An 11,794-nucleotide genomic window follows, 5' to 3' on the forward strand; every position below is an offset into this window, starting at 1 on the left:
TTGCCGAGCAGTTCCAGTACATCCTGCGTGACGAGTCGATGCACCTGAACTTCGGCATCGACGTGATCAACCAGATCAAGATCGAGAACCCGCACCTGTGGGACTCGGCCATGAAAGACGAAGCCACTCAGATGATTCTGCAGGGCACTCAACTGGAAATCGAATACGCCCGCGATACCATGCCGCGCGGCGTACTGGGCATGAACGCGGCGATGATGGAGGATTACCTCAAGTTCATCGCCAACCGTCGTCTGACCCAGATCGGCTTGAAGGAAGAGTACCCAGGGACGACCAACCCGTTCCCGTGGATGAGCGAGATCATGGACTTGAAGAAAGAGAAGAACTTCTTCGAGACGCGGGTGATCGAGTATCAGACCGGTGGGGCGTTGAGCTGGGATTGATGCCTGGACGTTTCATGAAAAAGGCTGCCGATTGGCAGCCTTTTTCATGGGTACTGGAAAGTGTGTTCAACCTGCCACGACAGGGCTGATTTCAACTGAGATCAGTGATGAACTTGACTGCCGCGGGCGCACGTTGGTGCTTTTGCAGGTATGCCAGAACATTGAGAAACAGGTGCACGCCCATGATGCCGCAAGCGATCGGCCGACTGAAACCAGCCGAGGCTACCCACCCAGGCCTGAGGCGCGCTCTTTCGCGAATTTGGCGTGAGCTGGACTGTTACGTTGATGACCCAGGGAGCCGTAGCTGAACACGTCATGGTATACATCCTCACATATCCATAAGAGCTGCTATAGTCACTCTTATCGCTCATAAGACGTGCTTAAGCAGGCCTTAAAATGACTGTATTTCCCCTGGCTTGCTCCGACAGGCTAATGAAAATAGGCCTTCTGGCCAAAACCAGGCGCCTAGAGCGCAAAATTCGCCAGAAAGACCTCTCCGCGCAATGCGGCTTATCCGTCACCACACTGGCCAAAATCGAAGCTGGCGCACCGACTGTGGAGATGCGCAGCTACATGATTGCGCTGTGGTACCTCGGTTTGCTCAATGAGGTATTCCAGGATGTGCCCATGTCCTCGCCTGCTTCATTTGCCACTGAACATAGGGTAAGGCTTAAAAACGTGACCGAGGACGATTTCTGATGACAGTGATCTACCTCTACATGCAGCTGCCGGACTCCTTGGAAGTCACCACGATTGGCCGCTTGAACGTCGTCAACGACATCGGCGAGTTCGTTTACAGTCCGAGCCACGTGAAAGCGGGTGGATGGGTGCCGGATGCATACAGTTATCCACTCCGGTCACAACCCTATACGAGCATTACCAAGAACCGCGGCATACCTGGGTTCATTCGGGACGCGGCGCCCGACGGCTGGGGAGAGCGTTTGATCGCCCGCGAGCATGGGGAGCAGAACAATGCCATCGGCTTTCTTTTGAAATCGCCAAACCATGACCGTGCGGGCAACCTCATGGCGGGTGCGGGTAGGCAGCCCGCTGCTGGTATTGGTCAGGCGGGTGTGGGCAAGATCACTCAACTGGACGCCTTTATACAATTTGCCGATGGTGTACAGGGCGGATTCCCACACGATACCGATAAAGCTACCAAAGCAACGCTGCAGCAACGCTCATCACTCGGCGGCGCTCGACCAAAGTGCACACTCATTGATGAAAACCGGCTGCTCCTGGCCAAACCACGTGACCGCCACGATGCCTACGATATCCCTGCGCTGGAATTCGCCTGCATGACCTTCGCTGCAAAGAAAGGGATGAACGTGGCGACGGTTCAATTGCACCGTGGTCGGGTGAACACCTTGCTCATTGACCGCTTCGACCGCGTGCCTGCCGATAACGGACAGTTTTACCGAGTACCGATGTTGAGCGGTCTGACATTGCTCGACAGTGACTGGAACAACCCCAGGAGCTGGACACAGGAATGGCACTACGGCCTGCTGGCCGACGAGATGATGCGCCGGGGAGTGCCTGAACGTGATCGTCATGAGCTTTTCAAACGCATCTGCTTCAACATTCTGGTCGGCAACGACGATGACCATCCGAAAAACGTGGCCGTGCTGTATGTGAAAGGGAAATGGCGCTTGGCCCCTATGTATGACGTCGTGCCAACGACCGAAGGCGCTGCGCCTTCGAGCTTGGCGATGGGTATTGGCAGTTTTGGCAGAGCGTTGTCTCGCCGCAATTTGCTGAGTCAGGTCGACCACTATGGTTTGTCACAGGCTCAAGCAGTCGCGATCATTGATGAGGTTGCGGCGTGGGCCCCTGAACTGGACACGCACTATCACCAGCACTTGCAGCCCGCTGAACTTGAGCTGGCATTGTCAGCAATGGGCGCCGACAAGCTGCTCGATTAAGGTGGCCATCAGCTTGCGCCGTGCGCGCGCTCACAACCCTGGCGGTGACGATGGCTGCAGCAGAGGCGCTTCAAAACCAGCAATCATCGGCAAAACCGGCGCCACCCTCCTTCCACGACGATGGACTCTCCCGAGCGAGACACTTTCAGGCTAGGGATTCTCGCCAAATTCGACGGCGCCCGCCCAAAGACGCGGACGCCGATCCAATCACGGGCCTAACCAGCGATTAACGACTCCCTCCAGCTCAGACGCCAGCAACACCCCCAACAACACCCGACACTTGCGCGGGCACAATGCCCCGGCCATCTGCACACCACGCGCCTGTAGATCGATCTCCCCGCCCACGAACCCGTAGGTCGACCTGGCCGTGGGGCCATTGCCCGTACGGCTCGCAACGATGACCGGAAACGCCAGCGCCAGTTCGCCCAGTGCCTCGGCCCAGGCCTGCGACACGTGCCCGGCGCCAAAGCCGGCGATGACCACGCCCGCGTAGCCCAGCGCAGGCAAGGCGCGCAGCAATGCCGTGTCCGCATCGATACAGGCTTCCAACAATGCGATTGGCGGCACCGCACGAACGGGCACCGGCAAAGGTATACGGGTTGATGCAGGCCGGTGGAAGCTCACTGCCCCTTCGACCACTCCCCCCTCCGGCCCGACACCTGGCGATTCAAACGCCGCCATCGCCAGGCTGGCCACTTTGCGCACGCTCGTCGCGCGATGAATCGTGTCGTTCAACACCACCAATACACCGCGGCCCCGGCTCTGGTCATCGATGGCCACCTGCACAGCGGCGAGCAGATTAGCCGGCCCATCCGCGCCAGGATGGCTGGCCGCGCGTAGAGCGCCGGTCATCACCAGGGGCGCGTCGAAGGGCCAGAGCAGGTCAAGGAAGTAAGCCGATTCTTCCAGGGTGTCTGTTCCTTGGGTCAGAACAACGGCCTCGGCGCCCTGCTCCACCTGACACCGCGCCCAGCTCAGTACCTCCAGCAGCGTCGGCACATCCAGGGATGCGCTGGGCAGCAGGCAAAGCGTCTGCGCCTCGATTTGCGCCAGTTGCCCCAGCTGCGGCAGGCCGCGCAGCAAGCCCTCGCAGTCCAGGCGTGGCGTCACGCCGGCGTGCTGATCGCCAGGCTGCATGCTGACGGTACCGCCGAGACTGGCGATGGAAACCCGAGGCAGCCGTGAAGACGCGTTCATGCTGCCCCTCTGGGAAAGGCCCAGCCCAGCAATGGCACAACGGCCAACGTGGTCAGTGCCATCGACAACACGTTGCCAATGTAACCGTGCATGTAGCTGGGCAGGCGCTGACTGATAGCGACCGCCAAAGGTGGCGCAAAGACGGCGCCCAATGCCGCGCTGGCCACGACGACTTGCCAATGGCCGCCCACCGTCAGGATCGCAGCCGGTACCACTGAGACGATCGGGATGTAGGTGGGATACCAGCCGCGGGTTTTCCATTGCTGCCGCCAGAGCATCACACCCATGAATGAAGCCAGCGCCTGGCCCACGATGATCTGCACGAGCAGTTGCGAACCGTACGCCGGTGCTGCCGGTGCCAGCCATGCAGCCAGGAACGCACCGATGAGCAAGCCAAGACTAGCGAGCTCGTTGCCATAGAACGGCGCTTCGCTGAAGTCCGCCAGCACACGTCGCAAGGTCCAGCTGACGCCGTAACGTGGCACCAACGGTGACACTGCGCACGGCACTGGCCGCAGCGCACCGCGAACCAGCGCGGGAAAGCGCTTGCACAGCGCGAAGGCCACGACACTGGCGACGGCCATGCCCATGACGTTGCCAATGACCGCCGGTAGCGCCAGCGGATAGCAGACCACGTTGACCCACAACAGACTCGCCGGCGTCACCAGCAAAGCCCCCAGCAGCGCGCCGTTCACAGCGACGCGCCACCCACCGCCGAAGAGCAGTACCATCGCGGCCGGCAAGGAGACGAAGGCGACAAAGGTGGGTTGCCACGCTCCGCTAGCCAATGTCCAACCCCACAGAACATGACTGAACAGCAAACCGAGCAGCGAACTGGTGAACACCCAAGGCCACAGGCCCGAGCCATAGCAGATCGCAAACCCTTGCCAGCGGTAGCCGCGAACATGCGCCCAATGGCCCAGGCAGGCACCCAGCATGAGCCCCAGGGCCGGCAACTCGTGCTTGTAGAAGGCTACCTCGCTGATGTCACCGAGTATCCAGCGCAGACGGCTCAGGGGTCGGTCCAACGTGCTGGACAGCGTGGCATAGTCCGGCCACTGACCTGCCACCAGACTTGCCAGCAAGACGGCCAGGAGCAGCAAACATAGCGCCGTGCCGGGGCACAGCGCAGACTGAGAAGAACGGTTCATGGCGTGTCCTCAACGTGGCATCGGTGCGTGTAGGCGATAGCCCAGCGTTGCGTCGTACAAGTCCGTGCGGCGGTCACGCTGTAAATCGTTGAGGCTGTTCCAGATCGGTGCGCTGCGAGCGGCAGTCAGATCGACGTCGGCGTACAGGACACACTCATCCTCGGCACTGGCCACCTCACCGATGGGCCAACCATGGGTGCCGGCGATCAGCGAGCAGCCGAGAAACCGCCCTCCCCGCTCTTGCCCGATGCGATTGGCGGCGGCGATATGGACGTTGTTGACATGGGCGGCGGTCATGGTCAGGTAGGACGCCATGCAGCGCCCAGCCGCGTCGAACAGCGGTGGCGGTGTCCACACCCAGTTGTTTAGGCTGCAGATGATGTCAGCGCCTTGCGCCGCCAGTAGCCGCGGCACCTCAGGGAACCAGATATCCCAGCAGATCAGCAGACCGATCCGCCCGATGGGTGTTTCAAACACTGGAAAGCCGAGATCGCCCGGTGTGAACCAGAGCTTCTCCTGATCCCACAGATGTGCCTTGCGGTAATGACCAAGCCGGCCATCAGGCCCCAACAGGACAGCACTGTCGTACAGCTTCATGCCGTCACGTTCGGCAAATCCTGCGGCCAGGTAGATACCATGTTCGCTGGCAAGATCTTGCCAGGCCTTGACGCTGCGGCTATCTGCAAGCGTCTCGGCATGCGCAAAGGCTTCGGCACGGGTGAGGAAGGTGTAGCCGGTGTTACTCAGTTCAGGCAACACGATCAGATTGGCCCCAGCGCTGATCGCACGCCGGGCCAGGGTCAGGCTGCGTTCCAGGTTGCTCCCGCATTTCTCCAGGCCCACTTGCGGGTCGAACTGGATAACGGCGATACGGACAGGGCTTACAGCGGTGCGCGATGGCGTCATGGCGGCTTCCTTTTTTGACGTTGTTGTGGAAGACCGTCAGTAGAGCGGGCACGGGCCAGGTATGGCAGTTAACAGTTTCCGAGCTGCTTGAAAGAAAAGGCGCACCGGCGTGAAGGAAGCGTCCTACAGGACGCCTCTTCAAGCAGACGTCAGCGTACGTCGTAGTGCGGGTAGTGATCGAGCGTGAACCCGCCGTTGAAGTTGGCTCGGGTGTGGGCACAGATATTGATAACGGCGTCGACGGCGGTACGCAGGCAGGGCTCGGTCCACCCTGCGTCGACTGAAAAGGACTCGCCCGCCAAGTACAGGCCGGAGCTATGTGCAAGATCGCGGTTGTACTTCATCAGGCTCAACGCAGGGTAATAGGTCCCGGCTCGATACAATTTGGCGCAACCCAATGCATTAGGGTCTGTCAGCCAGCGCTGGACACGGAAGGTGCTGGTATCGACGTGAGGTGAAATGGGCTCGGCAATATTGACGCAGCGCAGCAGAATACGATCGAGTTCACTCAGGCATTTCTCCACCAACTCGGCATCGTTGAAGCTGGCAAGCTTGCTGGCGTCATCCTCCCAGGTGTAACTAAGGAGGATGCAGTCTTGGTCATAACTGTCATTGTAACGATGGGCATACACATCGTGAATCCAGCTGTCGGTAACCAATATCTGTGGCAACTGCGGATTACGATCCAAAAATTTTTTATTTAATCCCGCATAGACTTTGCAGCTTGTCTCCCAGTGCGCATGTTTCCAAGCATCAATGATCGTTTGTGGGAGCAGATCTGTGCTGAAGCCCTGCAATCGGACATTGGTTTCCATCAGCCATGAGGGTAGCGTCACTATCACGCTGTCGAACACCTCGCTACGCTCTTGCATATTCTCGGGGTCGCTATGTCGCCAACGATAACTGACGTTGATACGTCCATCGTTCTGGCGCTGCAGGGCAAACACCGAGCTGTCCGTCAACAGACCGTCTTGGCGCGTCAAGCATTGCTCATATAACGATGAGCCTACCTCAGCAATATTCATGAACAACAGGCACTCATCCATTGCGACGAGCCCAATGTAGGCCGGGGACTGGAATTCCAATCCCTGGCTGTCAGGCAGGTGTTCTTCACGTACATGGGGCGCTGGCAGCGGTTGCCCCTGGTCATCTACACGTCCATGCACCAGTTGCAGGTGGCTGCTAAAGCCAAAAATGGCGGTACGCAGAGGGTACAGGCAGCAGACATCGTAAAAAGCGCCCCAACTTCCGTCACCGATCCCGATCGAGTAGAAAATGGACGACTCATCAGGTGTCATGCCTAACCCACCGAAATCACCAGGGGTCTCGGAATCCCATACCGGGAGTGCGGGCCGAATCACCAGGTCTCTGAACGACAATGCATGATAGTGCTCCACAATGTGAGACCAGAATGATGGCCAGCTGGCGGTTCCATAAACGCTCGCCACTTTCTCGGTAAAGCATTTAGCAAACCGCAACCACTTGTCATGAACCCTCTGAAGGGTTTCTGTAGGCGGCGGCGTAGTCCCTTGAGGGTTGCGCCAGATCAGCAGTTGAGGATCACCCTCGCCATCGAGTTGTCCCTCACGCAAGTAGATGCCCGTGGCGTTGACCCAAGGTGTGCCTGGATTGGGAAAATCAGAGATGCGCAGTTCGAACAATTGTGCGTAATAAGCCATCAAAGAGTGTCCGGCCTTTGGCGGTTCGCCGGTTCTATTGAAAAACGGCATGCGCATGGCGCCCAACTCAAAGGGTGTTGATGGCTGAACAGGAGTGCCTGGACCACTCGGCACCGTGAGATGGCGTCCGCCTATACGCTTGGACTGTTCTAGCAGTGTGACTTTGGTATAGCCACAGCGCAGAAGCTCTCGGGCAGCGGTAAGTCCTGTCACCCCTGCACCAATAACAGCGATGCGGTGTTCGGATTTGGTGGCGTGCGCGATACCACCCGCTTGCTCAAGCAGACGGCGATAGTCGAAACACAGATCCGGCGGATTCGGAAAACGTGCAGCCCAAGGAAGAGTTGGGGCTGTAGGCGTCGTGGTCAAGTCGGCGGGATGATTGTGTGTGGAGCCAATAGTCATGATTAGGGTTTCCTCGGTGGGGAAACCACAGACTGGAATGATGAGAAGCCGTTGAGGCAATAACCAGCTAACACCAGCAGCAGCTTCTTCTCGCTGCACGGTTCAAACGGCGGTTCGGGCTAGTCAGGCGCTAACGATCCAGACGCACGCCACACTGACATTTCCAGCGAGACCACTGCTCGGTAGCGGAACTACACTAGCCTGAACACGCCCAATGGCGCTGCGTGAAACATCTCCAAGTCACTGGATGCGCAGCTCGCTTAATGGGGCCTCAGCCCCTCGGCGATGCAACCACGTGGGGGAGCAGGCGCCGCAGGCAAGCAGCGCCATCAGTACAATCACGCCGACGCCAGCGGCTCTGTCTGTGAACGAGGCCTGCCTGCGAATCAGTAGTCGGCTGCAACCTTCGGCGCCGGGTGCGTCTGTTGGTTATCCTGCAGCAGACCGAGTACGTTGAAGAACAGGTCCATGCTCATGATGCCGGTCGCAATGGTCGAAAGCACAACCTGACCATCGTTGTCCTTGATCACCACCTTTTCGGTCCACGCACTGGTGTTGGCTTCGCGCAGTAGCGAAATCGGGTAGCGTTTACCGTCTACCTCCAGATACTGCAAGGTGACGTTCAGCGGTTTGGTGACGACATCCAGAAAGTTGCCGGTAATACGTTTGCCCCAGACCTGTTTGGTATCAGCGTAATTGAAACGCACGACGCCGCCACTGCTCAGGGTTTGCGCAGCTGACGGCAGACGCTCCTCCAAGTAGCGCTCGCGGACCAGGTCGATGAACTCTTCCAGCCGATGCAAGTGCGCGTTGACCCGGCGAAAGGGTTCGCTGGCATTACGGCGGTAGGCCAGGTTGTTGATCAAGCCGGCGGTGATGGTCTGCCCGGAAGCGAACAAATAGAGATCGTCCATTTCCGTGAACGCGACGAACTCATCCTGGCCAGAGGTTACTTGGCGAATCCCCTTCTCATACACCTCGTAACACGCATTGCGCAGTTTCTGCTGCCATTTGATGGTCAGCACCATGCACAGCGCCAATGCTACCAAAAAGGCCATGACGTAGTAGAACAGCTCGGGCGGACCATTGAAGTTTCCGGTTGCGCCGGCAGGAGCAGGCTCACCTGGGAACGCAGTGATGGTCTTGAGATATCCGACGAATCCGGCCATGCCGAGCAGGACAATCGCAAATATGCCCATGAATATTTGCAGGGCTTTACCGTAGCCGTAGGTACCTATCAACTTACCAGTGGCTGAAGAAGAGGATTGATGCATGATCGAGAGGTCCTTGATACAACGCTGATGGAGTTAGGCGCTCATTAGGGACCAGGCCCTTCAACGAGGGTTCATCGCGGGCGAACCAACCTGTGAGGCGGTTGGCACTATCAGCGCTGGAATCTTTCAGTCTGCCTTCAGCGCCGCGACTGTCGCTGGTAACGATACAGATCACGCGCGGCATACGTCACCACTGGCACACACGCTTGACGCGCTTCGTTGTTCATCGCATCGATCAATTCGATGTTGTCTTCGAGGCCATGCAGGGAAATCATGTCCAAGTAGCCTTGCTCCAATGGTGGCAACGGTGCCCATTCGGCAACCTGTGTCCCGCGCATGTAACCGAAGCACCATTCCTCAAGAATGACGCCAGGTCCCTCTTCGGTTTCGCTGGTTTCAAACAATGGCTCGAACGCATCCAGTTCGGCCGCCAGCGACTGCGCGACCTGGACGGCATAGCGGATCATCAACGCGGTATAGGCTTCTTCGTCTGCGGGCTTCTTGAACTTCGGCACTGCGCCGCCGGCAACTTCGGGTAGCCAGCGCTCGGGTGTTATCACTGTGGGAGAACTGGCCAGTGCGGTGAAAAAACCATTGAGTTCAGCGACGTTGAGTACCGAGTAGTCGTTGCCATAGGTGATCAGCATGTCTTCGAGGCGATTGATTTCTTTCTCGCTGAGTACTGCAAGCATGGTGAATAGTCCTGAAGGGCAAAAGTGGGATGCACCCTAGCATAGCCACGGCGGCCAGGTATCACGACGCGAGTGACACTGCGCTGGTCAGGGCTGAGGGGGATATTCTGAAATCATGCCGAGGGGCCATGAGCAAGCAGCTCATGCCAGATACGCTGCTGATGGCGTATCTGGCCTGTACCGGGAACAACCCGCTTTCGGTTGAAAGCGGGTGCCTCGCGTTTACACGGCGAGTGCGCGCTCACGCAGTTCACTGTTGAGGATGCGATCGTTCTCGCTGTAATCGACCGGGCAGTCGATTACATGTACGCCGGGAGTACTGATGCAGTGCTGCAAGAGCGGCAGCAGCGCTTCGGCGCTTTCAACGCGGTGGCCATTGGCACCATAGGCCTCGGCGTACTTGACGAAGTCAGGGTTGCCGTAATCCAGGCCAAAATCGGTAAAGCCCATGTTGGCCTGCTTCCAGCGGATCATGCCGTAGCCGTCGTCACGCAGAATCACCACGGTGATATGCATGCCCAGGCGCACCGCTGTTTCCAGCTCCTGGCTGTTCATCATGAAGCCGCCATCACCGCACACCGAGATCACTGGGCGATCCGGGTACACCAGGTGTGCTGCCATCGCCGACGGCAAACCAGCGCCCATGGTGGCCAAGGCGTTGTCGAGCAGTACGGTGTTGGGCTTGTGCGCCTTGTAGTTGCGGGCGAACCAGATCTTGTAGATACCGTTGTCCAGGGCCACGATGCCTTCGGACGGCAGCACGCGGCGGATGTCGGCGACCAGGCGCTGCGGGTAGACCGGGAACCGATCGTCGTCGGCGCCTTCGATGATCTGCGCTTCGTTGGCTTCACGGATGGCCAGCAGACGGGTGAAGTCCCAGTGCGTGGTGTCGGTGAGGGCTTCGCTGATCTGCCAGACTGTGTTGGCGATGTCGCCGATCACTTCTACTTGCGGGAAGTACACTGCATCGACTTCAGCGGAGCGGAAGCTGATGTGGATGACTTCGGTGCCGCCACGGACCATGAAGAACGGTGGCTTCTCGATGACGTCATGGCCGATGTTGATGATCAGGTCCGCCGCTTCCACAGCGCGGTGGACGAAGTCACCGGCCGACAGCGCGGCGTTGCCGAGGAAGCGCGGGTGACGTTCATCGACCACGCCTTTGCCCATCTGCGTGGTGATGAAGGGGATGCCGGTCTTGTCGATCAGCTGCTTGAGGACCTTGGCGGTCATCTTGCGGTTGGCGCCGGCGCCGATCACCAGAATCGGGTTGCGGGCGTTCTGCAGTTTCTCGATGGCGGCTTCGATGGCCTTGTGTTCGGCCAGCGGTCGGCGATGCAGGCTGCGTGGAATCGGCAGGGCGTCGGTCTGTTCGGCGGCGATGTCTTCTGGCAGTTCCAGATGGACAGCGCCGGGCTTTTCTTCTTCAGCCAGGCGGAACGCTTCACGCATGCGCGCAGGGATGTTGTCGGCCGACGCGAACTGGTGGGTGTACTTGGTGATCGGGGCCATCATGCCGCATACATCGATGATCTGGAAACGGCCCTGCTTGGACTTCTTGATCGGCTTCTGCCCGGTGATCATCATCATCGGCATGCCGCCCAGATAGGCATAGGCGCTGGCGGTGACCAGGTTGGTTGCACCTGGGCCGAGGGTGGAGAGGCTGACACCGGTCTTGCCAGTCAAACGACCGTAGGTGGCCGCCATGAAGCCTGCTGACTGCTCGTGGCGGGTCAGGACCAGCTTGATTTTCGACTTGCGCAGGGATTCCAGCAGGTCGAGGTTTTCCTCGCCGGGAATGCCAAACACATACTCGACACCTTCGTTTTCCAGGCATTGCACAACGACATCGGCGGCCTTGGCCATCTCGCTTGTAACCTCACGTGATATTTCGGTGATGTAGCTCAAAATACTTGGCGCACTGGCCAAGATCGGTCTGCCCCTTCAGCGCTTTGAACGCGGGACACAGAGTCTTGACGCCATGTGCACAGGGGCAGGTCACGTAAAATACGCGCTTTTACACAGAGCCGGCTAGAACTCTGGGCGATTAACGCGCTGTGACACTTTCGGAGAGGGGTACGCCCTGGATAGATCAAGACAAGAAAATTAATGCGCAGAAAAGACAAAACCCCTACCTGCCTGAGCAGATAGGGGTTTTGCGAAATGA

10 protein-coding genes are annotated in these 11,794 nt (G+C 58.6%); 3 read left to right on the forward strand and 7 right to left on the reverse strand.

Annotated features, from left to right (window positions below):
• The 3 genes from RT028_RS17675 to RT028_RS17685 form a co-directional block, all read left to right on the forward strand.
• On the forward strand, nt 1-401 hold a 401-nt coding region (locus tag RT028_RS17675), incomplete at its 5' end, for a ribonucleotide-diphosphate reductase subunit beta (RefSeq protein ID WP_312936403.1).
• A gap of 396 nt (nt 402-797) precedes the next feature.
• A complete protein-coding gene (locus RT028_RS17680) occupies nt 798-1,100 on the forward strand; it encodes a helix-turn-helix transcriptional regulator (protein WP_312936404.1) in 303 nt (100 codons plus the stop codon).
• A complete protein-coding gene (locus tag RT028_RS17685; protein WP_312936405.1) occupies nt 1,100-2,323 on the forward strand; it encodes a type II toxin-antitoxin system HipA family toxin in 1,224 nt (407 codons plus the stop codon). The genes RT028_RS17680 and RT028_RS17685 overlap by 1 nt, the downstream gene beginning before the upstream one ends.
• A gap of 207 nt (nt 2,324-2,530) precedes the next feature.
• Here RT028_RS17685 and RT028_RS17690 read toward each other — a convergent pair whose 3' ends face one another.
• From RT028_RS17690 to RT028_RS17720, 7 genes are all read right to left on the reverse strand, one after another.
• The gene (locus RT028_RS17690; RefSeq protein ID WP_312936406.1) at nt 2,531-3,520 is read right to left on the reverse strand and encodes an asparaginase; all 990 of its coding nucleotides are present in this window, start codon (nt 3,518-3,520) and stop codon (nt 2,531-2,533) included.
• Nucleotides 3,517-4,671: a hypothetical protein gene (locus RT028_RS17695; protein ID WP_312936407.1), complete on the reverse strand. Its 1,155-nt coding sequence runs from the start codon at nt 4,669-4,671 to the stop codon at nt 3,517-3,519. The genes RT028_RS17690 and RT028_RS17695 overlap by 4 nt, the downstream gene beginning before the upstream one ends.
• Before the next feature lie 9 nt (nt 4,672-4,680).
• A complete protein-coding gene (locus RT028_RS17700; protein ID WP_312936408.1) occupies nt 4,681-5,577 on the reverse strand; it encodes a nitrilase family protein in 897 nt (298 codons plus the stop codon).
• 149 nt (nt 5,578-5,726) lie between these two features.
• Nucleotides 5,727-7,661, reverse strand: a complete 1,935-nt coding sequence (locus tag RT028_RS17705; RefSeq protein WP_312936409.1) for an FAD-dependent oxidoreductase — start codon at nt 7,659-7,661, stop codon at nt 5,727-5,729.
• A 386-nt stretch (nt 7,662-8,047) separates the two neighbouring features.
• Nucleotides 8,048-8,935: a hypothetical protein gene (locus RT028_RS17710; RefSeq protein ID WP_312936410.1), complete on the reverse strand. Its 888-nt coding sequence runs from the start codon at nt 8,933-8,935 to the stop codon at nt 8,048-8,050.
• A 137-nt stretch (nt 8,936-9,072) separates the two neighbouring features.
• Complete coding sequence (locus RT028_RS17715) at nt 9,073-9,627, reverse strand: UPF0149 family protein (protein WP_312936411.1); 555 nt, start codon at nt 9,625-9,627, stop codon at nt 9,073-9,075.
• A 222-nt stretch (nt 9,628-9,849) separates the two neighbouring features.
• Nucleotides 9,850-11,493, reverse strand: a complete 1,644-nt coding sequence (locus RT028_RS17720; protein ID WP_312936412.1) for an acetolactate synthase large subunit — start codon at nt 11,491-11,493, stop codon at nt 9,850-9,852.
• Between the last annotated feature and the right edge of the window lie 301 nt (nt 11,494-11,794).

Origin of the sequence: Pseudomonas sp., assembly GCF_032058845.1 — a bacterium.
In the GTDB taxonomy this organism is placed as follows: domain Bacteria; phylum Pseudomonadota; class Gammaproteobacteria; order Pseudomonadales; family Pseudomonadaceae; genus Aquipseudomonas.

Coding starts and splice junctions, on each gene's coding strand:
- RT028_RS17715 (WP_312936411.1), bottom strand. CDS start 9,627: ATGCTTGCAGTACTCAGCGAGAAAGAAATCAATCGCCTCGAAGACATG.
- RT028_RS17680 (WP_312936404.1), top strand. CDS start 798: ATGACTGTATTTCCCCTGGCTTGCTCCGACAGGCTAATGAAAATAGGC.
- RT028_RS17710 (WP_312936410.1), bottom strand. CDS start 8,935: ATGCATCAATCCTCTTCTTCAGCCACTGGTAAGTTGATAGGTACCTAC.
- RT028_RS17685 (WP_312936405.1), top strand. CDS start 1,100: ATGACAGTGATCTACCTCTACATGCAGCTGCCGGACTCCTTGGAAGTC.
- RT028_RS17700 (WP_312936408.1), bottom strand. CDS start 5,577: ATGACGCCATCGCGCACCGCTGTAAGCCCTGTCCGTATCGCCGTTATC.
- RT028_RS17690 (WP_312936406.1), bottom strand. CDS start 3,520: ATGAACGCGTCTTCACGGCTGCCTCGGGTTTCCATCGCCAGTCTCGGC.
- RT028_RS17705 (WP_312936409.1), bottom strand. CDS start 7,661: ATGACTATTGGCTCCACACACAATCATCCCGCCGACTTGACCACGACG.
- RT028_RS17720 (WP_312936412.1), bottom strand. CDS start 11,493: ATGGCCAAGGCCGCCGATGTCGTTGTGCAATGCCTGGAAAACGAAGGT.
- RT028_RS17695 (WP_312936407.1), bottom strand. CDS start 4,671: ATGAACCGTTCTTCTCAGTCTGCGCTGTGCCCCGGCACGGCGCTATGT.